The sequence below is a fragment of the Anabaena azotica SJ-1 genome (assembly GCF_047275885.1).
GTDB lineage: Bacteria > Cyanobacteriota > Cyanobacteriia > Cyanobacteriales > Nostocaceae > Trichormus_B > Trichormus_B azotica_A.
Window position 1 is genome coordinate 4584557 of the sequence record NZ_CP178454.1, and the last position, 26175, is coordinate 4610731.

A 26175-nucleotide genomic window follows, 5' to 3' on the forward strand; every position below is an offset into this window, starting at 1 on the left:
TTGGTGACAACTTAACCTTATCCAATGTCCATGGTCCGCCTCTGCGGACTTTTTTTATATCTTCAATTTGTGTTTTTGCCAAATTGGTATTTAGTTTAAATAATAAAAATATAGTCAAACATAATCATTCGTGTTATAAAACTATCTGACTATGCAAAATCAAAAGGAATAAGCTATCAGACTGCTGGGAGAATGTAGAAACGTGGTGAACTTAAAGCTACGCAACTACCTACAAGTACAGTCATTGTTGATGTGTAAGAATTCAGGTGAAGTAATAAGAATCCCCGACTTCTTTTATTTATTATCTCCATAAATGATAAATTGATCTCAGAAGTCGGATATCTGGGTACCAACAGTGCTATAGCTGAATACTTACGTTGATGTACAAAAAACTAAACGCTTCTCTGAATATATTAAGAAAGGTAGTTGGGGAGTCTATCTTTGATAGAAACTCAATAGAGCGGCTTGTAGTGAGTATCAGTAAGGTGTAAGCCTTACTAAGCAAATATTTGATTATATTTTTAGTAACTATGCTCCCTATCTTTCCTGTTATCTATCACCCGTTTCTTTTAAAAGCTTTTATGTTTTGTTGAAACAAGGTTAAAAGGGTTCATCTAATACCTGTTTAAATTAAACCCATATAATCAGACAATTTCGACTAAAAACTAGAGATTATTAATAAGTTCTAACTTTAGTTAAGTTAATTTAAAGTAATTTGTTTTTTTTTAATAATTGCCATTTTTGAGTTAAATTTAAATCTATCAATAATATCAAATTAAACTTTCATAACTCCTAGTTTTTTCAGTAATTAGAGTATATTTATCTAATAGGTTGTTTCTTTTGTTAAAATTCTACTCCACAAAATACTTAGAAAAATTCCGACATATGGTGGAAACTCTAATTTAATGAAATTTAAAATCAGGATTAATACGGATATGTTATTAAGTAAAGAGTGAGTAAAATAGAATTCTAGGGGCAAATACGTCTAAATACCTAAATATTGCTGTCAATTCCATCAAAGTCAATAAATATAGTCGGAAATATCGGCAGGGTGTAAAGTAATAAATAAATCTCCTACCGACTCATATTGACGATTGCTTTTGAATAAAGATCAAGCAAGTGTTATACAGCAATACTATAGAAAAACAGTAGTTGCCACTCATAGCGTGTAGACCAGATACTTTTGTCAAAATCAGAGGATTGCTGACTAATATGTGGCTAGTATTAGATTCTTTAGAGGCTGACTTATTGATGACAAGGAACAAAGTATGATGAACTCAGAACTCATGGAATCTCATAACTTACTCAATGAGTTTAAAACCTGTACTCAATTCCAATACAATGGCAAGTTAAATATTAAGAGTTCCAAAGACCGTGAATGGACTTTTTATTATCGCCTTGGGAGAATTGTGTGGGCAACAGGTGGGACTCATCCCTTTAGACGTTGGCGTAGGCAAATGACTCAATATTGTCCCCAAATTGAGTTAGATAAGATTCGCTGCCGGGCTGAAGATTTTGCCATAGATTACTGGGATTATAATCTGTTGGATATCTTATACAAAAGGCAAAAAATTCAACGTGAACAAATTCAAGCTATTGTTGAAAACACAATTGCAGAGCTATTTTTTGATCTAGCTCAGGAATTAGATTTTACTTCTGTAACTTGTAGTCTTAGCCAAGAAGTGGTTCTAGATATGCCTATGAGCTTTACAAGTGCAGATATGTCTATCAAACAGATGCAAGATTCATGGGCGATATGGTCACAGGTGGGTTTAGCAAATGTTTCTCCCAATTCATCACCTATCTTGCGGAGAACAGAACAACTTCAGCAAATGGTAAGTCCCTCTGTTTATAAAAACTTTGTCAATTTAATTAATGGTAAGTATACTCTGCGGGAACTAGCACTGAAGATGAAACAGGATGTTATGCCTGTTTCTCGTTCCTTACTTCCCTATATCCTTAAAGGTATTATTGAGCTAGTAGAAGTACCTGACTTACCTCTACAAGTCAGTGATGGTGAAAACTCTGCCTCAAGACAAGGTAGAAGTCAACCGAATCAGAGAAATGCACCACTCATTGCCTGTGTGGATGATAGCCCTCTGGTTTGTAAAATGTTAGAGGATATTATTGTTGCTAATGGTTTGAGGTTTGTTAAAGTTCAAGATGCTGTGCAAGCTTTACCTGTTTTAATTCAGGAAAAGCCAGACTTGATTTTCTTGGATTTAATTATGCCAGTAGCCAGTGGTTATGAAATCTGTACTCAATTACGACGCATTCCTGCTTTTGCTAATACACCAGTAATTATCTTAACTGGCAATGATGGTCTTTTGGATCGGGTTCGTGCCAAGGTTGTTGGTTCAACAGATTTTATCTCTAAACCAATAGTAGCTGATCGGGTGCTAGGTACAATCCGCAAATATTTACCTATACAAGCTAATTCAACAGTCAGAAATACACCTAATTTAGAAGCATCTAGTCAGAATAATGTTAGGATTTCACACTGAATAAGACGGTTGCTAAATTACTACCGCATGGCGGAAGTAAAAATTAAAAATTAAAAAAGCAGATTACACAAGCTTTTTAGGAGTTTTTAATGGTTAGTTACCTGATGCCTGTATTACTTATTCCGGCAATCGACACTTATTTTTACAGCAGTGGCTGAGATTATTCTGACAAGCATAGAATACTCATATCATTAAAAGCTTGCTATGTTGTACGGTAAGCAGAGGTTAGAAATAAGTGTTTTAAAAAGCTGACTGTTGGCTGCTATAAGTTGGTTTTTTGAATTCAAATAAACTTTTTGATGCGTTTTTAATAATACCCAAATCAGTAAGATAAATGATGTAAACTTATGTTGAATACGTAAATTTTCGGTCGGAAATATCTATACAATAAGTCAGAATAGAATAACAATACAGACTAGTAATATTTTAATCTGTCTGATTGCATATCTACGTATTATCCCGCAGTGAACGTAATTATATAGGTAATTCCCATGAGTACTGTTTTAGTCGTTGAAGATGGTTTGACTGATATGGAAGTGATCAGCCGTTACTTACAACAGGCAGGTTATTCCGTAATTTCTGCCACCAGTAGCGAAGAGGCACAAATAAAAATAGATGCGAATAAACCGGATGCAATATTGCTTGATGTTATTTTACCAGGTAAAAGCGGTTATGAAATTTGTAGAGAATTACAAAATAATCCTAATACCAGCCAGATACCTATAGTTTTCTGCTCTACGAAAAATAGTGAAGTAGATAAGATTTGGGGGAATATGTTGGGTGCTAAAGCTTACTTATCCAAACCAGTAAATAGAGAAGAGTTAGAAGTTACTTTGAGTAAATTGATTAAGTAACTAGGCAATATCTCAATTTTGGTCAAAAATAGTCACTATTGAAAATTGGGGGTTGATTTTAAAATAGTGACTTCAAAAATCAGATTAGGACAAAGGAAGATTGACTTTGAACACTAAACAAAAATTTTTGAGTTTTAATTTAGGAGCAAGAGATAAAGCAGTAATTTCTTTACAGCATATCACAGAGGTATTACAAGTATCATTGACAGAGATATGTGGAGTTCCACAGATGCCTAACTGTGTATTGGGTATTTATAGCTGGCGTGGTGAAATGCTCTGGTTGATTGATTTAGAAGAAATGTTAGGTTATCCACCTCTTTTTCAAAGTTCTAATTTACTCTCCAAAATGATGGCAATTGTGTTAGAAAATGAGGGTAAATACTTGGGTATTTTAGTGCGTCAATTGACGGATATTGAGTGGTTAGATACTCAGCAAATGAAGACTCCATCTGCTGATCTTTTTTATCCAGCCATGTCGTCATTTTTGCATGGATATTTTGCTAATGGTGCAGAGGAGATGATTTTTAGTTTAGATGCTCCAGCGATTATCCAATCGCCAATGTGGAGTATTCATAACTAGTCCCATAAGGTGAAAGTCAAAAACCAAAAGTCTGATGAAGTAGGCTTTTTGTTTATTTGAAATGGTTGCTCTATTTACGCCGTACTGTACTAGTATTGTGAGGCGAAAGTCAAAAATTGAAAGGCTTATAACTCAGGGTTTATATCTATTTTAAATAGTTGCTTTATTGACAGCGTACTGTACTAGCACAAGGAGGCAGGAAGTATGAGGGAAAAAAGCTGGATCGGTTTTTTAACCTTTTTCAGTGGATAGGTATGTTCGCTATGCGGCACTAGAAAAAAGAGTTCAAACAAGCATTTTTCATCTTAATTAGTTAAGATTGTTAGCTCGAAAGTTCAAGTTATTAGTAACTAAATTAGTATTGAGGACAAGCAGATGACTACTTTATATCAAAGTAACGAAGATAGAGGAAATATCTTTTCTGAAGTAGAGAAATCAGAGCATAAAAATGGCGGGACATTAACAAATGATGTCTCCAAAGATTTAGCTACATCTAATGAAATTACTCAGGAATTTAAAATCTGGCGGCAACGTTTCCAATACATAACTGCTCAAATGCGCCATGTTCCAGATATGGATACTTTATTAAAGGTAACTGTAGCACAAATTAGGGACAAAATTGGTGGCGATCGCGCGTTGATTTATCAATTTACTAACTCCGATTCTGGAACTATATTAGCTGAATCAAGAACCACTGGTTGGACACCATCTTTGGGTGAGAATCTACCAGCTATTTTGTTTGGTTTATATACTGATCAAGATTATATTGAAGCCGTAGTAATTGATGATGTTAATCAAATTCAAGTTACTCCCTATCAAAAACAACTGCTAGATAAATTTCAAATTAAAGCTAGTTTAAGTTTGCCTATATCTGTTGATAATAAAGTATGGGGCTTACTGGTTGTTCATAATTGTGGTTCAGAACGCCAGTGGCAAGAGACAGAAACTACTTTACTGGCGCAGATTGCCACAGAAATTACCTACAGATTGCAGAGTTTTAAATTACAAAAAGAATTGCAACAGTCTGTTTTAGCCAAGCAATCAGTAGCTAAAGTTATCACCAAAATTTTACAGCAGCCAGATGTAGATAAAATCTTTCAAACGACTACTCAAGAAGTCCGTCAATTGCTAAAATGCGATCGCGTTGGTGTTTATCGCTTCGAGGCAGATTGGAGTGGTAAATTTGTTTCTGAATCAGTGGGTAATAATTGGACAAAAGTCGTCACCCCTGATTTTAAAATGGTTTGGGAAGATACCCACCTCCAAGAAACAAAAGGTGGACGATATGCCAAAGGAGAAACATTTGTCGTTAATGACACCTATAAAATCGGTCTAGCTCAGTGTCATATTGAAATTTTAGAACAGTTTGAAGCCAAAGCTTATGTCATTGCGCCTATTTTCTCTGGGGAAAAATTGTGGGGTTTATTAGCAGCTTATCAAAATACCGGGGCAAGGGAATGGAAAGACTGGGAAATTAGTTTTTTAACACAGATTGGCTTGCAATTTGGTGTGGCTATTTCCCAGGGAGAATATTTGGAACAAGTCAGAAAACAATCTGAACAACTAGCACAGATTGCGAAACAAGAAAAAGCCTTAACCAAGATAGTGAACCGGATTCGTCAATCTTCAGAATTAGGAGAAATCTTCAAAACGACCACACAAGAAGCCCGGCAGGCACTAAAATGCGATCGCGTCGCCATCTATCGCTTCAATCCAGATTGGAGTGGCGATTTTGTCGCTGAATCAGTAGCAGCTGGATGGATAAAACTGGTTGGTTCTGATATCAATACTTTGGTGGAAGATACCTTCTTGCAAGAAACCAAGGGAGCGAGGTTTGGCAAAGGTGAAAGCTTGTGGGTAAATGACATCTATCAAGAAAATATTACGCCTTGCTACTTAGAACTATTAGAGCAATTTGAAGCCAAAGCTTATATCAATGTCCCCATATTTTTTGGAGATAAACTGTGGGGATTGTTGGCAGCTTATCAAAATTCTGATGCTCGTGAATGGCAATCTTCAGAAGTCAACTTTTTGAATCAAATTGCCCTGCAATTCAATCTAGCAAAATCTCAAATAGATTATCTAGAAGCAGTCCGCTTAAAAACGGAAGAACTGGCACAGATAGCAGAACAAGAAAAAACTATCAACAAGATAGTCAGCCGCATTCGTCAATCTTTAGATGTAGAAGAAATCTTCATCACTACTACTCATGAAGTTCGCCAAGCCCTCAAATGCGATCGCGTCGGTGTTTATCAATTTAAACCTGATTGGGGTGGTAAATTTGTAGCTGAATCCGTCGGTACTGGTTGGACAAAATTAGTCGGACCAAATATCAAAACAATCTTAGATGATACCTACTTACAAGAAACAAAAGGTGGTAGGTATGCCAAAGGCGAAACTTTTGTGGTTAATGACACCTATAAAATGGGTCTTGCACCTTGCCATATTGCTATTTTGGAACAGTTTGAAGCCAAATCCTATGTGATTGTACCAATCTTTTTTGGGGAACAACTATGGGGATTATTGGCAGCTTATCAAAACACTGGCCCACGGGAATGGAAAGAATCAGAAATCAACTTTTTACAACAAATTGGCTCGCAATTTAGTCTGGCTAAATCACAGTTAGACTATATAGAACAAGTAAAATTGCAATCTCAGGAAATCAGTCAGATTGCGGAACAAGAGAAAACAGTCAACAAAATAGTCAACCGCATCCGCCAATCCTTAGATTTAGAAGACATTTTCAAAGCAGCTACTCAAGAAGTTCGTCAAGCTCTAAAATGCGATCGCGTCGCTGTTTATCAATTTAAACCAGATTGGAGTGGACAATTTGTAGCCGAATCAGTAGCTAGTGGTTGGATAAAAGTTGCGTCTCCCGACTTTAAAATGGTTTGGGCAGATAGCTACTTGCAAGAAACCCAAGGCGGTAGATATGCCAAAGGCGAATACTTGGCAGTTAATGACATCTATCAAGCCGGTCACTCTCAATGCCATATTGAGATTTTAGAGCAAGTTGAAGCCAAAGCTTACATTATAGTTCCCATCTTTTATGGGGAAAAATTGTGGGGATTATTGGCAGCTTATCAAAACACAGGAACTCGGGAATGGCAACCCAGAGAAATCAACTTTCTAGAGCAGATTGGCTTGCAATTTAGTTTAGCGAAATCCCAAATTGATTATATAGACCAAGTAAAATCGCAATCTCAGGAAATCAGTCAGATTGCAGAACAAGAGAAAACAGTCAATAAAATAGTCAACCGTATCCGCCAATCCTTGGATTTAGAAGATATCTTCAAAGCAGCTACTCAAGAAGTCCGTCAGTCCTTGCGGTGCGATCGCGTTGCTGTTTACTACTTCAACCCAGATTGGAGTGGACAATTTGTAGCCGAATCAGTAGCTAGTGGCTGGATAAAAGTTGCGTCTCCCGACTTTAAAATGGTTTGGGCAGATAGCTATTTGCAAGAAACCCAAGGCGGTAGATATGCCAAAGGCGAATACTTGGCAGTTAATGACATCTATCAAGTCGGTCACTCTCAATGCCATATTGAGATTTTAGAGCAAGTTGAAGCCAAAGCTTATATGATAGTTCCCATCTTTTATCGAGAAAAACTGTGGGGATTATTGGCAGCTTATCAAAACACAGGAAATCGGGAATGGCAACCCAGAGAAATCAACTTTTTAGAGCAGATTGGCTTGCAAATTAGTTTGGCAAAATCGCAGATAGATTATATAGAACAAGTACAATCTAAATCTGATAAACTCGCTCAGATTGCCGAACAAGAAAAATCCATTACCAAGATAGTCAACCGCATCCGCCAATCTTTAGACGTAGAAGAAATCTTCAAAACCACCACACAAGAAGTCAGACAACTACTAAAATGCGATCGCGCAGTCGTCTATCAATTTACATCCGATTGGGGAGGCGAATTTGTAGCCGAATCAGTAGCTAGTGGTTGGATCAAACTAGTTGCACCAGGTATTAAAACCACCCTCAACGACCCTTGCTTACAAGACAATGAAGGCGGTCGCTATAAAAAAGGTGACACCTTAGTAGTCAATGACATTTATAAAGCCACCCTTGACCCCTGCTACATAGAAATCATTGAAAAGTATGAAGCTAGAGGATATATCATTACTCCCATCTTATTTGGAGAGAAACTCTGGGGTTTACTGGCAGCTTATCAAAACTCCGCACCTCGTCACTGGGAAGAATCGGAAATTAATTTGTTAGCACGGATCGGCGACCAACTGGGACTAGCTTTACAACAAGCGGAATACTTGAAACAACTACAAACCCAATCTTCCAAACTCTCAGAAGCAGCCGGAAGGGAAAAATCCGCCAAAGAATTGCTACAACAACGTTCCATCCAACTACTCAAAGCCATCAGCCCCGCACTCAGTGGTGATTTAACAGTCCGCGCTCCCATCACAGAAGACGAATTAGGGACAATTGCTGATGCTTATAATGGCACTCTGCAAGCCTTACAACAAATCGTTATTCAGGTACAAACCGCATCTCAACAAGTTGCTCAAACCTCTATCAATAGTAGTTCTTCCCTCGTAGGACTAACTGACTTAGCAAAAGAACAGTCCGACGAAATCACCCAAGCTTTACGCGATATTCAACAAATGGTAAATTCTACCCAAGCGGTAGTAGCCAACGCTCAACTGGTGCAAGTCGCAGTCCAACAGGCCAACAAAACTGTAGATTCTGGTGACACAGCCATGAACCAAACAGTAAACGCCATTCAGGCCATTCGCGAAACCGTAGCCCAAACCAGCAAAAAAATTAAACGTCTGAGCGAATCATCACAAAAAATCTCCAAAGTGGTGAATTTGATTAGCAACTTTGCCACCCAAACCAACGTACTCGCTTTGAATGCTGCCATTGAAGCAACTCGTGCCGGTGAATATGGTAAAGGCTTCGCAGTGGTAGCAGATGAAGTTCGTTCCTTATCTCGTCAGTCCGCCGCAGCCACCATTGAAATTGAAAAATTAGTCCAAGAAATTCAAGCTGAAACAGGGGAAGTCGCCCTAGCAATGGAAACAGGCATTAAGCAAGTAGTAGAAGGGACAAATTTAGTTAATGAAACCCGTCAAAACTTGAATGCGATCGTTTCAGCAACTGCGGAAATTAGCCAACTAATTGAGCGCATTACTGAAGCCACTCAAAAACAAATGGATCAATCAGCAACAGTCACAACATCAATGAATGATGTCGCAGTCATAGCCAACAAGACCTTTGGTGAATCTCAGGATATTGCCATAGTCTTCCAAAACTTATCAGAAATGGCACAATCGTTATTAACAACTGCTGGTAAGTTCAAAGTTAAGTAAGGCACGGGTAATTAATTGGTAATTGGTAATAGGAAATAAACTCTTTCCAATTACCAAGCCAATTTTAAATAATTTCTAAATCTAAAATCAAAAATTATGATTACAGACACTGAAATTCGGCAACAAGGCTATGCTTATTTTTTAGCTGAAGCTCCCGAATTATTACAAGCAATAGAACAAGACTTATTTAGTTTATTGGAAGATCATAGTATTGCTAAAGTCCATAATTTAATGCGGGCAACTCATACAATTAAAGGGGGTGCAGCTACCGTTGGGCTAGATACAATTCAGATGATTGCCCATTCCCTAGAAGATATATTCAAAGCTTTATATAGTCCTGATGTAGAAATAGATGGAGAACTGCAAACATTCCTACTAGAAGCTTACGAATGTCTCCAATTAGCTATCACCGCAGAATTAACTTTTAGCAATATTAGTAACGAAGAAGTTCTCCAAAGAGCAACTTCTGTATTTGCCCAACTACAAACTAAATTAGGTGATGCCATTGGTGCAGAATCTCACATTCCTACATCTGAAGAATTGGGATTTGATATTGTCCAATCTATCTTTGAAGTTGGAGTCACCCAACGGCTAGAAAGCATTGCTCAAGCAATTAATAATTCACTAAATAATCAGGAATTAGGCGATTTTTTAAACTCTCAAGTTGAAGTATTATTAGGGTTAGCTGAATCTTTAAATTTACCGGGTTTGCGAGAACTGTCTCAGACCATTATGGCTGCACTCAAAGCCAATCCTCAGCAAGTGCATCAAATAGCAAAAATCGCTTTAATTGACTTACAGGATGCACAAAGAGCAGTTTTATCAGGCGATCGCACTTCCGGTGGTTCTCCTTCTCTGGCTTTACAAGCAATGAGCCAAGTAGCAACACATCAACCCGTCATCACAACCACTAATAGCTCATTAGCCACACTACCCAAAAATGAATCAGCCATTACCCATAAAAATAACTCCTTTGCTGAAAAATTTTTCAGCCTCACCACTGACTTTTACCAATTTTTAATTACATCAGGTGATATTAATAATGAACCTTTAAAACCAGCCAATGCTAAATTTTATTTAAAAGTAATCCGCTATATATTTGGCTGGTTCAATCACAAACGAGAAATACCAGAATCTGAACTAAGTTTAACATTGTTAATTTCTTCAACTAATAAAGCAGAGAACTCCGAAGCATATATTACAACATGGCTCAAGGAATTTTTAGATTTTATTGAAAATGAAAAAGATCAACCAAACCTTTGCCTTTATCGTCGAGGCGTGATTTTAATCATTCTTCTAGCTCTGGCTAAATTTCAGCATTCAGTCTTAAAAAATGATAGTTGCATCTCAGTTAGCAGCGCCCTGCGAAAACAAATTCGCCAATTAGGAAAAGAATATAAAAATTATCTTCCTGTCACAGAAGAAGAAAAAAAATGGCTTGATAGTCCTAAATTACAAGAATTGCTAGTTATCAAAGAAATATCTGCTCCTGCTCCTGCCAACAATGACTATAATCTAGTCGAAGAAATATGGGGAGGAGTTAATATCTCAGCCACAGCAGAGCAAGATGTCCAATCCCACACCGCAGAAAATGTTAAAAATGATGATTATTTAGGAAGCGTAACATCATCAGTTATTAGTAATCAGGTACTCACAAATACAACTGAATCCAGCTTAGAGATTATTGAAAATGATTCCCAGACTAATCCAACAGAAATAGAAGATAAATCCCAATTTTCTCCAAATAAAAATGCCAGACAACCTTCATTTGTGCGTGTTGACGTAGAAGGATTACAACGCCTCAATTACTTGACAGGAGAATTATTAATTTATCAAAAACGACGAACTTTATATGACGAACAGGTTCTAGAACTAATTGAACGATTAAGTCAGCAATTGAGTAAACATCAATCTATTTTAAATCAATTGCGTGATTTGCCTTTGCAGGGAAATAATGTTTCCACACAACCCATCCAAAATGTTTCTAATATGCACTTTGATACATTAGAAATGGATGTATATACAGAATTTAATTTAACATTACATGAATCATTAGAAGAAACATTACAAATGCAAGAAACAGCGGAATCTCTTGACTTGCTCATGAGACAATCTGCTCAAATTAGTGACCAAAAATATAACCTAACTCTCAATATTATAGACAATTTAGTAGAGGCAAGAATGTTGCCTTTAGCAACTATCCTAAATCGCTTCCCGCAAATGGTCAGCAATCTAGGAAATGTTTATTCCAAACTTGTAGACTTAAAACTCACCGGTACACAAGTTTTGATAGATAAAGCTATTGCCGAAAAACTTTATGATCCCTTAGTACAGTTAGTACGCAATGCCTTTGATCACGGCATTGAAGCACCAGAAATTCGTCGTAATCAAGGCAAAAATGAACAAGGATTAATAGAAATATGTGCCTACCATCAAGGTAGTCAAACTATTATTGAAATCCGGGATGATGGTCAGGGATTAAATTTGCAAAAAATTCGTAGTCGAGCAATTGAACTTAATCTGATACCAGATGATAGTAACACTCAAGGCTATAATCATCACTTGACAGAATCCGACCTTATCAACCTCATGTTCACACCAGGATTTTCCACCGCTGGTAAAGTGAGTGAAATGTCAGGACGTGGAATGGGATTAGATATTGTTCGTACTCAGTTGCAAGCACTAAACGGTTTGATTTCCGTGCAATCATCTCCCCATCAAGGAACAACATTCATCCTCAAGATTCCCTTTTCTATGACCACAGATAAACTCATGTTAGTCCAAGCAGGGGGTGTGATTTATGCCTTACTGCTAGATAGTATCGAAAAAATACTTATCCCTTCTGAACAGCAAATTAAGGATTTTGAAGGCAAACAAATTTTATATTGGCATTCTGGTGAGGATGAAATGATGGTCAACCTCATCAAGCTGGCAAATTTAATGAATTATAATGGTTCACTGATTGGCAGTAATTATTTAAATAATATACCCCATAATCCTGATACAGAAATTATGAAAAATCCTGTGCTATTACTACGGCACAATCAAGGAATATTGGGTTTAGAAATTGACCATATTATCGGTGAACAAGAATTAGTAATTCGACCTTTAGGTAGTGCGATGACTCCACCAAAATATATTTATGGTTGTAGTAGTCTCGCTAATGGCAATCTGATTTTAGTGATTGACGGTACTTTGCTGATTGATTCTCAACAGATGCAAGCCACACTTGATATTAGGACTTTACCAGCCACTGCTAGTTCTCAGACACAAGCCTTACCAATGTCAGAGGATACGATTGCATCTACACCGTTACTAACTGCATCAACTCCCGTAAAGGCTAGAGAATCTCAACTCACTTCTTATGTAGGCATCACACCAAAATTACCAAAAGCAGTATTAGTTATAGATGATGCCATTAGTGTTCGACAAACTTTGGTTATGACTTTACAAAAGTCTGGTTATCAAGTATTTTCAGCCCAAAATGGGGTAGAAGCTCTCGAACAATTGCAGTTACATCCGGAAGTTGAAGTGATCATTTCTGATTTAGAAATGCCACGGATGAATGGATTTGAATTGTTAAGCCATATTCGTCAAAATCCTGCTTTGGCTAAAAAACCTGTGGTAATTCTCACTTCTCGTAGTTCTGAAAAACATCGTCAATTAGCTCAAGAATTGGGTGCAACAGCTTATTTAACTAAGCCTTATTTAGAGCATGAATTTCTGGCTACGGTTGAAAGTTTAGCCAACAGTAAGCTAAATTAGGGCTTACTAGTTATTATTAATTACCAATGATTCCTATTTCTTAGGTGTCACCTCACCAAATTTAATCACGAGTGCGATCGCTCTGAGGTTCGCTAGAACACTTAAGGGCAAAGCATTCGGATAGAATATTTATGGTTTTAGCGATAGGTTATCGCCCGAATGCTTTGCCCCTACAATCGACTCTCTAGGGTAAACAGGGATGTGTTTGTTTACCCTAACCTGGAAACTAACACTTTGAATTAGGCATTCAGTTATACAGAAAAGAAACTGTTTGTAGTTAACGAACCAGTAGCTATTGTCCCAGTTATACCTGTAACGTTAATTAACAGGTCGCTACTAGAATTAAAGGCCGCAAGACTATCGTTAACTGATAGATAAGTACCTCCGTTCCAACCAAAGAATACAGCTTGGTTAGCAGCTAAAGGTTGTGTTCCAGCAAGATTGGGATTAGCATCTTGATAGGCAGCGATCGCAGCAGCATTCAATGTAGAATAGGTAGCGGTTGATAAAATACCAGTATTGAAAAGGGCAGTAGGTAGAGAATTAACGACAATGCGATCGCCCTGACCTGGATTAAAATCAATAATGCGATCGGATGTAGCTAACAGCGAATCATTAAAATTAGAGTAGACAAAGCGATCTGCACCTAGTCCTCCAGTGAGAGTATCATTACCAGTGTCACCAAATAAACTATCATTACCCACACCTGCATTGAGGATATTGTTAGCAGCATTGCCTCTAATGGTGTTGTTGAGGCCGTTTCCTGTACCGTTGATTGCAGCAGTACCTGTGAGAGTTAGATTTTCTAGATTTACTCCCAAGGTATAGCTGATAGAGGATTGAACAGTATCAATTTCCGTGGCTAAGGTAGATGTTTCCGTAACTACATCACCTGTATTGTCAACAATATAAATATCATTGCCTGAACCACCAATCAAGGTATCAATACCTTTTCCTCCATTGAGAGTATCGTTCCCATCTCCTCCGGTCAGTGTATTATCGCCATTGTTGCCTGTCAGGGTATTATTACCTGCATTCCCTGTACCATCAATAGCAGTTGTGCCGGTGAGAGTCAGTTTCTCAATATTGACCAGGTTAGCTAAACTGAAGGTGACACTAGATTGAACGGTATCAGTTCCCGCATTAGTCACTTCGGTAATCACATCAGTTGTACTATCAACAACATAGATATCATTGCCTAAACCACCAATTAAGGTGTCAACACCAATTCCACCATTGAGAGTGTCGTTCCCGTTTCCTCCGGTCAGTGTATTATTGCCATTATTACCTATCAGGTTATTATTTCCCGCATTACCTGTACCATTGATAGCTCCACTACCAGTTAAAGCCAGGTTTTCTACATTGACAAGATTAGCTAAACTGAAGGTGACAGAGGATCTGACTGTATCAGTTCCTTGACTGGCAAGTTCGGTAATAGTGTCGGTAGTAGTATTGACAAGATAACTATCATTGCCTAAACCACCAACCAAGGTATCAACACCATTTCCACCATTGAGATTATCGTTACCATCTCCTCCTGTGAGTGTATTATTACCACTATTACCTGTCAGGTTATTATTTCCTGCGTTTCCAGTACCGTTGATATTTGCAGTTCCGGTGAGGGTGAGGTTTTCAACGTTTGCAGTAAGTGTGGTAGTTGTACTGGCTATCAATGTATCACTAATAGTGGCTGTGGCTTGGGCAGTTGCTAGAGTAGCATTAGTAGGATTACTGAGGGTGAGAGTAAAGGTTTCGTTGCTTTCAATGAGGTTATCGTTGAGGATGGGAACAGCAATGGTTTTACTGGTTTCGTTGGCAGCAAAGGTCAGTGTTCCTGTGGCTGTGGTGTAGTCAGTTCCAGCTTTTGCGGTGAGATTGGCTGTAGTGTAATTGACACTTACAGGATAGGGACTGGCAGCGGAAAGAGTGACTGTGAACACAACGTTACTATCTACACCTTCAATCACAGTGGTAGGGTTAGTAATGTTGATTTTCGGTGCATTAGCTAAGTCATTGTCAGTAATAGTTAAAACAGCGGTTTTTTGTGTACCTAGTGTTGCCCCACCTGTAGGATTGGATAGAGTCAGGTTAATGGTTTCACTGAGTTCATAAACCGTGTCGTTGACAATAGGAATAGTAACGGTTTTGCTGGTTTCACCACTGGCAAAGTTAACGGTGATGGCATTACTGTTAAAATCTGCGGGTGCTGTAGCTGTACCATTGCTGGGGGTAACAGTGACACTAACCGCACCATTACTACCATTGCTACGAGTTAAGGTGATGGTTGCATTGGTTGTACCATCTTCATTAACGGTGTAGTTGGCAGCATTAAAAGCAATAACCCCTGCATTGGTGATAGTAGCTACGGTTGTTGTCGCATCCGCTTGAGTTGGGGCTGTTTCGGTTAAACCTAAGTTATCGGTAGCGACGCTATAGAAAGTGTATGTTTTTCCAGCTAGACCGTTATAAATAGCCGAAGTAGCTGTAATATCATCTTGCCACAGCACATATTGACCGCCATCGGTAGCTGCATAAATATCATAGGAGGCAATACCACTACCGTTATCTGTACCTGTCCAGGATACGGTAAAGTTAGCGTTACTGTTGGTAGGTAAGGCTGTTACTTGACTGGTCGGTGCATTACTATCCAGGGTATTAAAGACTGCGATCGTTTGAATAGGCGTTTGGGTATTGAAGGTGATACTAGCTTGGGCATCAACGCGAGTATTATTAGCGGAATTGGCTTTAGGTTGAATGCTGTAACCTACAAAACCACTTCCTACCCCATTTTGATCATTGGGAGGTAAAAAGCCCTGAGTGGCACTATTCGCGGTGTTACCTGTGATGGGGTCAATGGCGGTAAATGTCCAAGTGACGACTCTTGTGGTAGTGTTTAATCCCACATTGACATCAACATAGACACCTCTGGTAGTACGGAGGTCGAGGCGTTGGCTGTAATTTTGTACGCCGTTGGGAACATCAATGGTGATAGCCCCAAAACCAAAGTCCTGTAAGGTGAAGGTGTTGAGGTCTAGGTCGGTATCAAGGGTTTGGGTAATAGTAACTTGGGCAACTGGGGTAGTACCTACTGCTGCGGTGTTGGCAAAGCGGATAGTGTAGGGAATTACTGCATTGGCGGTTAAATAGTGTTGAGTTCCCAAACCATCGGGGTTCGTCAGGGTGTTAGAGGATTGGAGTTGTAAGTCAACGTAACCCTGAATAAATTCGGGTGCGCCATTGGTAAGGGCAATATCAACAATGGCATTTTCTAAAATATTTGGATCGGTAATTCCTGCATTTCGGGCAATCTGTTCGGCATTGGCGCGTTGTTGGGCGGTTAGAGTAATCGCACTGGGTGGGAAGTTGAGGTCGGTAAAAGTCGTGGTACTTTGCCCTGAAGTGTAGTCAAAAAGGGAATTTGCTTGAGTAATCCGCCAACTGTCATCATAATCACCGTAGAGTCGTTGATCTGTAATTGTGCCACCGATAACTGTACCGTCACGGAGGGCAAAGTCATCGTTAGTAGTTCCGTTATAGTTACCTAAAAGTCCGACTACTTTACCTTTGCGGTTATCGGCAAGACCAAGGTTGATATTAATGTAAGTATTGCCATACATTGTTACCTGAATTTGATCGCCATTGGCTGTAAAAATGTTGTATTTATCGCCTGAACGGGTAATGAAGTTTTGTCCGGCTGCATAAAGTTCACCGTTGGGAAGGGTTATGGCAGTACCGTTAATTTTTAAGGGGTTTGCGTCATTCAAATACAAGGCGATACGTTGTCCACCAGCTTTGATTGCAATGGCGGTATTAACCGTAACATAAGTGCTACCGTTCCAAGGTTGTTGTCGGGTTTGGATTTCTAAGTCGTCTGTTGTGGATTTGACGAAGGTATATTCTCCTGCTCCTTGGAAGTCGTAGTTAATGCCGTCGAAGGTTGTCAGGTGAGGATCGCCCGATGAGCTGCCACTAGGGGATGGAGCTTTGGGTTTCAGATCTTTTACAAGATTTATCCCTATTGTCACACCTGCTGTAAAACTTCCTAATACAACTCCCCCGAATAAGCTAAGAACAAGTCCATTATAATCTAATATTCTACCTATAGTCTCACCGTAAGTGGTTGAACCTAAAATTATACCCGCGCTTATTCCTACTAATCCTGCATTTAATCCTACTACAAAAAGCAACGGAACAAAAACAATAGTTCCTTGAGGATCATTTAGATTAGTTGAATTATTAAAAACATACCGATATAAATTTGTATCCCTACCATTCAAACCAATCGGATCAACCGCCGTAAACCTTCCCAACCCGCTATCATAAAATCTTGCCCGCATGAAATCGAGTCCATTACCCTCATCCATGACTCCCCATTGACCCACATACTCAAAGGGGTTAGCAACGCCTTCAACCTTAGTTAAATCTTCCCCAAAAGGTAAATAACTGTAACGGTTAACATAACTCCCATCCGTTGCTGTTAACCCAATTGTTGAACCGATCGCATCTGCATCATAATAATTGCTATTACTACCACTTACCCGACTAACCAAACCAAACCCATGAGTGTAGTTAGCAACTAACGTACTCCCGTTATATTCTCCAACAATATCCCCTAACCCAGTCGGATCAAGTAAATATTCTGTGCGTTGACCATTTAAAACAGTCGCAACACGATTTCCTAACCCATCATATTGATATTCCCATGTACCTTGAGAAGTGACAACTTTAGTCAGACGATTTTCAACATCATAAGTATAATTTGAAGTTTGTCCTCCTTGGGTTTTGCTAATCAAATTCCCATCTTTGTCGTAGGTATAGACAGCATTACCGACATTGGTATATTGATTCAGGTTATTGGTGTTGTAGTTGGTAGTCGTCCCGTTATCCGTCACCCCAATACGATTTCCCGCCGCATCATATTGATAGTTAATGGTACGATTTGTCGGCGTAACCACAGATGTTAATTGACCAGTGGCATCATAACCATATTTAAAAGTTCCTTCCAATGTGGTCATGCTAGTACGCCGACCTAAGTTATCATAGGCATACTCAAACTTAGAGTTAACGGTATTATTCGCTTTATAGTTGATTAACTGAGTTAACTGACTCTGTTGATCATATTGATATGTCGTATAAGTTCCATTGCCGTTGGTTTCTTTAATCAGACGACCTGCACTATCATAGTCATAACTGATAATGGCTTGTCCTGTGGCATTGGTTAAAGTTTTTAAGCGTCCAACGGTGTCATAACTGTAATTAACGGTATAACCATCTTGAGAGACAAGTTTAGTCCGTTGACCATCAGCGTTGTAGGTATAGGTGAGAGAACGTCCTGTAGGATAGGTTATTTTAGTCAGCTGATTTGCAGCATCATACTGCATGGCAATAGTTCCCGTGGCATCGGTGACACTGGTAAGATTTCCTTTGGTGTCATAGCCATAGCTAACGCTAGAACCATCTGCATATTGTTTTTTAGTTAACAGTCCACTGGTGTTGTAGGTATATCCAATGGTGCTACCACGACGATTAACAGCACTGGTAATATTCCCCAAAGCATCAACGCTAAACTGTTCGCTACTACCATCGGGATATGTAATTTTAGTGAGATTACCTTTGGTATCGTAGGTATAATTAACGCCATTACCTTTAGGATCTATAAACCCAGTTAGTTGATTAAAGGTGGTATTGTAGGTAAATTTAACGTCTTGATTGAGTAAATTTGTTTGCTGAGTTAAATTCCCATTTGTATCGTAAGTGTAACCAGTTTCACTACCATTAGGAAGAGTTGCACCAGTCAAATTTCCATCCGCATCATAGCTGAAAATCAGATTTTGGTTATTAACACCGCGAATTTGTCCACCATTGCCTCGGTCATCCAGTAGGATAGTTTGAGATGCACCTGTACTATCGGTAATCGTGACACCACCAACATTATCGTAACTATAGGTTAGGCTTTGGGTTTGTCCATTGCTAAACTCTTTAGTTAGACGACCTTGGTTATCATATTCAAAAGTACGCTGATAACCTAAACTTGATTTTACCGATAACAAAGAATGTTTTTTCGCTGCTACTGTACCTGTATCGTAGGTATAAGTTATTTTTCCATCAGGACTGGTGACAGATAGCAGGTTTTCCCCAGAAGCGTTATAGCTATAGCTGGTAATTTGTCCTGTGGAGTCGGTAATTTGGCTAATACGTCCTTGGGCATTGTAAGCTAAAGTTAGACTATCGCCATTGGAGTGAACCAACTTAGTCAGATTATTGTTGGTATATTGCAGAGTAATTCGATTACCGTTAGTATCTTCAACATAGCTGAGTTTGCCATCAGTCCCAAATAATGAGATTAAACCACTAGCTTCTTTTAAGCGATACTGACCATTGGTAATTGTAAGAGTTGCACCACCATCTTCAAGGTAAGTAACACCGTCCCACTTCTCGAATTGTTTCTCAAAAACGCGCTGTAAATCTCCAACACTACGAATAATTACATCACCTTTACTATCTGTTGTGGCGCGTAAATCCCACTGACTAGCCCAACCGCGTCCTAAACTGCCTAAATTGTAGCGTTCAGCAATAGATTGATAGAAGGTGCGGTTAAATGTTAAAGATAGTCCTGGTGCAGCATCAACTACATCGGTTGTGCTGATTAAGCTAACATTAGTTAGAGTATTAACTGCTTGTTTCCATTCAAAGGCAAATAATCGGGTTAAATCACTGGTTTCCTGTCCCAGTTGACTTAAATAATTAGCATTTTCCGTCATGACAGTTTGAAACTGTCCCGCAGTTGTGCCTAAATTAGCTGTTAAATTACTCCAAATAGCATCCCAAGCAGCAGTGTCAATAAAACTATAATCTGCGCGAGTTTCGGCTTTAATGCTTGCCCAATTAATTACTTCATTGGGTTGAACTTGGGTAACAGCAAAGTTAATTAAACCGTTACCATTGGGAGTATAAGCAAAGGAAAATTGACCACGTTCCCCAGGTGCTAAAACACCAGCAGGTCCATTATCACTTGTTCCTAAACTTAAATTTAGCAGTTGACGCAGAGTAGCACTAACTGTATTTTCTTCTGGGTATGTTAACTGGGCATTTGTGGGAGTAATTCTGAATAAAGGTGCAACAACATCTGTTTGTCCGGCATTGGTATATACAATTGTAACTACGGTATCTTCAAGTGTAATTACACCATTTGCTGGATAACTCAACGTAACTTGAATATTTCCTAGTGAACCATCAGTGACAGTGAAAACATCATTAGCAACAGAACTATTTTGTCCATTGACAACTTTAACATCATATTTTCCAGTAGCTAATCCCTGTAAGTTAAAAGTTGCCCATGCTTCGGTTTCATTTACCCAATAAACTTTACTAGCAGTGGTTGGTGTACCAGTGGCAGAAATTAAGCTAATTTGATCGTTGGGTGAAAAATTCTGTCCTGAAATAACGATTGTTGTTTGACCTTTATTACTTCCTGATGAACCTTGAGGAAGTCCGGTAATTAAGGGTAAATCTTTATCAATAATGGTCAATGTGGCGCTGTTTTGCGTGCCAATTGTTGCCCCTCCGGTTGGGGTTGTGAGGATTAATTGGAGGGTTTCATCAGGTTCTATGTTTGTGTCATTAACGATGGGAATGGTGACGGTTTTACTAATTTCTCCATCAGCAAAGTTAACAGTAATTGGTGTGTTGTTGTAATCGCTTGGTGCTTTAGCTGTTCCATCTTTGAAATTAATTTTTGCGCTTACTGCTCCATCTTTTCCACCAGTGCGATTAACTGTCACCGAGGCGATCGCAGTACCATCTTCCTTAAGACTATAAGTTGTGTTACTAAAAGCTAAAACCCCTGATGAAATAAGAGGAATAAATTGGCTAATAGGTGTAATTGCTACGTCATCAATATAGGCAGATTCTCCTGCTTTAACTTCTTCATCTCGTACCAATCTGACTGTAACCTGGTTAGAGGGAGCAACAAATTCTTTCCAAACAAATTGCCATTGATTAATACCATTTAAAGTCTGGAAACTGTAACCAGCACCAATGTTTGGATCATTAGGAATATCGTTTAGATCGAGATAAGTATTTCCGCTTGTTAACTCCCCTGTGTAAATAAAACCACTTAAAACATACTTTTCTCCTGCTATCAATCCTGTAACTGTTCTTTGCAAACTATATCCAGGACCATTAAAACCAGTATTCGTGACTGCCTTAGCACTAAAATTACCAGAAATGGAGCGATCGCTTGTTATCGTCCATAAATTTGCCCCAGAGGTATTAGACCAACCACTTAAATCCCCTGTTTCAAATCCCCCATTCGTCACTGTTGTCCAGTTACCCATTTGGGGGAGATCGTTATCTACTATCGTCAGCTTTGCTTGATTTTGCGTTCCTATTGTTGCCCCATTAGTGGGGTTAGTTATGGTTAAGTTAACAGTTTCATTACCTTCTCTCAGGTTGTCATTAATGATAGGAATTGTCCCAAAAATAGCACCAAATCCTGCGGTAGTTTGAGCCTCGATTATTGTACCATCATTGTGATTACTGGTTAAGTCATCAACTGTATTACCTTTAACAGAATTAAAATTCCAATAGCCAACTAATCCACTCTCAGCACCTGTTAGTTCCTTATTCAAATTAGCTTGGATTTCTGCTTGAGTTCTGGGTTTATTCCAAATACGAACTTCATCAATTGAGCCTTGGAAGAATTGGCTCTCTTCCTGTCTCCCACCAATCCGAAAATCATCTTGATTGTGAATATCTCCTATATTTCCTGAACCATTATAGGTATGGACTAAAACCCCGTTAGCATAGGTTTTAATTACTCCTAAGTCATAACTTACAGCAATATGAGTCCATTGATTTAAGGGAGCAACATAATTTGTATTAATAAATGTCCAGCTTGGGTTATCATTAGCAAATGCCCATTGAATAGTACCATCGGAAAAACGGGCAATTTCATATTCTCCTTCCTTGTTAACAATAATTCCACCTCCCAGAATTTCGCTTCCACCACCTGTAGGATTAATCCATGCTTCAATCGTTATCGCATTAGAAACTTCTAAACTTGATTTTGCACCGACATTTACATAATCATTAACTCCATCAAAAGATAATCCTTGACTTACCTGACTAAAATTAACGATTTTACTGGTTTCTCCATCAGCAAAATTAACGGTAATTGGGGTATTTTGATAGTCAAAAGGTGCATTAGCAGTACCATTTGTTAGGTTAAGGGTTGCACTGACTATTCCACTACTTCCCCCGGTACGAGTTACGGTAACAGCAGTTACAGGTGTACCATTTTCATTAACGCTGTAGGTTGCTGCACTAAAGGCTATAGTTCCCGAATTCTGCTCAACAGCAACTACCTCCCCATTTACCGTAATCGTTGCGTGATCATCCTCTGCTTTTAATGCCTCTAAAGTCTTTGCATCTAAACTTTCACCCCGTACCAACGCTGCAAAAATCGCCCCTTCATCTCCAGGACTATCCAATGTATTGATATAAGCATCCACAAAATGCCCAATTTCTTCTAACAGAACCGCACTAACCGCTGTTGGTGTAGCGGTTGCTAAAAAGCTATTTGATAAATAAATCTTATTAGTGCTACTGGCATAAGCGCCGTTAGCATTGCCAAGAATACTACTATCAAGAATCTCAATTTGCGGAAGTTGACTAAAATCACCCGCTTGCCATTGTAAACGCAGAATTTCTGCGACGCTGCGGTTGTATTGTGTACCAAAAGCCGTATCAAACAGATTCCAGAAATTGTCGAAACCAGAAAAAGTGCTAAGTTGGTTATAGGTCAGGGTGAGGACGGGTTGAAGTATAATATTCATAGATATGAGCAATTTTTAGTATTAAAAGTATTCCTCGCAATAGTATATCTCAGTAACTATATTTACGTAAATAAGTGACATAGCTTAACAGTCACCCCCGTGACTATTGATATTAATCAGCATAAATTACATTCATAATAGGATTTACGCACTGTAAAAATTAATCATGATATGCTTTCATAAATTATTTTGATTGTAAATAAACCAGTATTGTAGGGGTAGGGGTTTAGCAATGCTAAACCCCTACGAAAGATATGGTTTTTTGAAAATACATATTTAACATTGATTGTCAATGCGTAACTCCTAGATTATTCTATTTCCCCGATATCTCGTAATACCGCATTAATTAGGCTAGGTTGAATATAAATTCCATTGGCTAGTAACTTATCAATGTATAGCTTAACCTCAGTAATCAAGCCAGATTTTTTCGCCTTTCGTAAAATGCCAAGAGTGCCTATTCTGGGAATTCCTAAACGTTCTGCAACTCGTCTGGCTTTAGCATCATCCAAAAGCACCAGACTATTTGGAGTAGACTGAGCTAAGGCAATGGCTTCTGCTTCTCCACGATCAACTAAGATTGATAATGGTTCTAATATTAAGGCTTCTGGGGTCTGAATTTCCAGCCAAGTTAATTGACTAACCGCTAGTGAACCAGGTAAACCTGCACCTTGTACTGTTACTTCGTCCCATACCGCAGGAGGAAGTAATATTCGCTGATAAAGTTGAGGCAAAAGTTCCAATTGCGCGATAATTGACAACGATATCAGAGGACTACTATCGGCAACTATAACGGATTTAGTCATCACGTAACTCATCAGCGATTTGGTCATCATCGAGATTGATCACTGGAACTTGCAACCGTCCTAATTCATACATAAATTTTGGTTTATTCATGCTGCAAAAAGCGGCAGCTTGACCCAGAGACAATCTACGTAGTTCAAATAGTTTGACTGCGAGTAAAAATTTAAGTTCTGCTTCTAATGCTTGGGGTGATTTACCAGAAGTGATGAGTAAGTCATCGGGATATTCTAGGGATAAGGTGTGCATAATTCGCATTTATAATTGCTCTACAATTACCATAGAAAAAATTTTAGGGTTTGGTCAAGTAAAAATAGAGTCCGTCCATCAATGGAAAAGTCCCAGCATATTGCTTACATCCTGATTAGAGAATCTATTGATTGCTCACAAATTCTGACTGCTGACTCCCAAATTATTTTTTCGGTGTCACCTCACCAAATTTAATCACGAGTGCGATCGCTATACTCACCACCAAAATTAACGTCATACTCAATGCTGAACCAAAACCCCAGTTTTGAGTAGCACCCAGAAATTGGTTATAAACTAACCGTGCTGCTGTCATACTAGAAGCACCACCCAGTAATTCTGGGTCAATAAAATCCCCCAAAGCAATAATAAATACCAACAAAGAACCAGCCGCAATACCTGGAAAAACTTGCGGTACTGTCACTTTCCAAAAAGTCTGCACTGGATTAGCACCCAAATCAGCAGCAGCTTCTAATAACTGTTGATCTAGTTTTTCCAAAGAAGCATATAAAACTAAAACCATATAGGGTAATAAACTGTAACTCATACCAATTAATACCGCTGGGTTACGGTTTAATAATTCCAAAGCAGGTAAACCTAAACTGGTAAGTAAACTATTCAATAATCCTGTAGGACGTAGGATAGTAATCCAAGCATAGGAACGTAATAAAGAAGAAGTCCATAATGGTAAAACAAAGCCTAATAACAGCAAATTACGCCAACGTTTTGGTGCCATTTGAGCAATCCAATAAGCAACCGGAAAACCCAAAATTAAACAAATGATTGTTGTTTTGATTGCAAACAATAAAGAATTGAATATAACTTGTAAATAAAGTGGTTCAAGGATACGTATATAGTTTTGAATACCATCAGGATTAACAATATCTCCTGGACGAATATCCGTAACTAAACTTAATTGAAAAATTATGAATGTTGGTAGTAACAATAATAGTAATAACCAAATCCCAGATGGAGCAAGTAATGCTACCGGTGGTAAAAAATCTCTAGTATAGCGATTTAATTTCACTTTTTTGGCAAAATTACCAGGGGATTCTGTTGGGGAATTAGGACTTTGAATAGACACGACTAAGTACCAATTTTAGATTTTCAGAATGTAAGGGGAAGAAAAGGGTGTAAGGGAAGAAAAACCGCCTGAACTCCTGCTGCTTTATGCTAGCAATTGAGTCCAATATCGCTCATAAACCTCTTCCACTTTGCCTATAGGAGAGACTCGTTCACACTTATCTAAAATTGCCTGTGGAGGAAAGAGGTTAGTATTATTTTGAATCTGACTTGGCAATTGTTCAAAACCAGCACGATTGGGAGTAGCAATATTTAGTCGTTTGCTGATTGCAGCTGCTACATCTGGTTTTAGTAGCAAGTTAATCCAACTATATGCTCCAGGGAGATTATTCGCTGTTTTGGGAATGACAATAGTATCTGTCCAGAGTGAAGAACCACTGCGAGGAATCACATATTTAAGTTTGGGGTTTTCTTTGGATATTTTGATTCCATCGGCAGAGTAACACATGGCTAATAATAAATCTCCTGCCAGAAGTTGGTTTTGCCAAGCATCGGTATCAAAAGCTGCGATTGCAGGTTTCAATGACAACAATTTTTCATAGGCTTGTTTGATTTCAATTTCATTTTGTGAATTGTAAGAATAACCGAGCATTTTTAATGTTGCACCCATCACCTCCCGCACATCATTGAGTAAGGTCATGCGCTTATAAAGTTTATCTTTATATCGCCAAAGATACTCCCAATCTTCTGGTGGATTTGTCAGCTTTTCTGAGTTGTAAATTAACCCGGTTGTTCCCCAATTAAAGGGAATACTATAACGGTTATTAGGGTCATAACCAGGGTTTTGAAATTGGGGAAATAAATTTTCTAAACCTATTAAGCGTTGATGATTGATTTCTGTTAATAAATTTTTATCTACCATCTTCTGTACCATATAGTCAGATGGATAGATAATGCTGTAAGAAGCTGCACCTCCAGCTTGCAATTTAGCCAGCATCACATCATTGGAATCATAAATATCTGCTAACACTTTTATCCCCGTTTGGGTGGTGAAAGTAGATAATAATTCTGAATCAGTATATTGACTCCATGTGTATATAGATAGGCTGTCACTTTGACCAGAATTAGTATAATTTGTACTCACATTAGCTAATCTCCAGCCACAACTGCTTAAAGACAGGCTAGAAAGTGCTACCATCCTTTTTAGGAATAGTCTTCTGTTAGTCATTTGA

10 protein-coding genes are annotated in these 26175 nt (G+C 38.5%); 5 read left to right on the forward strand and 5 right to left on the reverse strand.

Translation table 11 applies throughout. The features are described 5' to 3' along the window. Positions 1-1268 precede the first annotated feature (1268 nt). The 5 genes from ACLLO5_RS19985 (at position 1269) to ACLLO5_RS20005 (ending at position 13040) form a co-directional block, all read left to right on the forward strand. Positions 1269-2504, forward strand: a complete 1236-nt coding sequence (locus ACLLO5_RS19985; protein WP_413172242.1) for a response regulator — start codon at positions 1269-1271, stop codon at positions 2502-2504. A 491-nt stretch (positions 2505-2995) separates the two neighbouring features. Next, the gene (locus ACLLO5_RS19990) at positions 2996-3358 is read left to right on the forward strand and encodes a response regulator transcription factor (protein ID WP_413172243.1); all 363 of its coding nucleotides are present in this window, start codon (positions 2996-2998) and stop codon (positions 3356-3358) included. Between the two features lie 106 nt (positions 3359-3464). After that, a complete protein-coding gene (locus tag ACLLO5_RS19995; protein ID WP_413172244.1) occupies positions 3465-3938 on the forward strand; it encodes a chemotaxis protein CheW in 474 nt (157 codons plus the stop codon). Between the two features lie 375 nt (positions 3939-4313). After that, positions 4314-9275 (forward strand): GAF domain-containing protein, encoded by a 4962-nt coding sequence (locus ACLLO5_RS20000; RefSeq protein ID WP_413172245.1) that lies wholly within the window; start codon positions 4314-4316, stop codon positions 9273-9275. Positions 9276-9371: 96 nt separating this feature from the next. After that, the gene (locus ACLLO5_RS20005) at positions 9372-13040 is read left to right on the forward strand and encodes a response regulator (RefSeq protein ID WP_413172246.1); all 3669 of its coding nucleotides are present in this window, start codon (positions 9372-9374) and stop codon (positions 13038-13040) included. Between the two features lie 251 nt (positions 13041-13291). Here ACLLO5_RS20005 and ACLLO5_RS20010 read toward each other — a convergent pair whose 3' ends face one another. The 5 genes from ACLLO5_RS20010 to ACLLO5_RS20030 all read right to left on the reverse strand — a co-directional run bounded on the left by ACLLO5_RS20010 (position 13292) and on the right by ACLLO5_RS20030 (position 26171). Next, complete coding sequence (locus ACLLO5_RS20010) at positions 13292-22876, reverse strand: Calx-beta domain-containing protein (RefSeq protein WP_413172247.1); 9585 nt, start codon at positions 22874-22876, stop codon at positions 13292-13294. Between the two features lie 308 nt (positions 22877-23184). Next, entirely contained in the window at positions 23185-23679 is a 495-nt protein-coding gene (locus ACLLO5_RS20015) for a DUF3368 domain-containing protein (protein WP_413172248.1), read from the reverse strand. Then, complete coding sequence (locus tag ACLLO5_RS20020; protein WP_413172249.1) at positions 23672-23932, reverse strand: UPF0175 family protein; 261 nt, start codon at positions 23930-23932, stop codon at positions 23672-23674. The genes ACLLO5_RS20015 and ACLLO5_RS20020 overlap by 8 nt, the downstream gene beginning before the upstream one ends. A gap of 154 nt (positions 23933-24086) precedes the next feature. Next, positions 24087-25004, reverse strand: coding sequence for an ABC transporter permease (locus tag ACLLO5_RS20025; RefSeq protein WP_413172250.1), 918 nt, complete (start codon positions 25002-25004; stop codon positions 24087-24089). Positions 25005-25088: 84 nt separating this feature from the next. Further along, positions 25089-26171, reverse strand: a complete 1083-nt coding sequence (locus ACLLO5_RS20030; protein WP_413176141.1) for a spermidine/putrescine ABC transporter substrate-binding protein — start codon at positions 26169-26171, stop codon at positions 25089-25091. Positions 26172-26175: the final 4 nt, after the last annotated feature.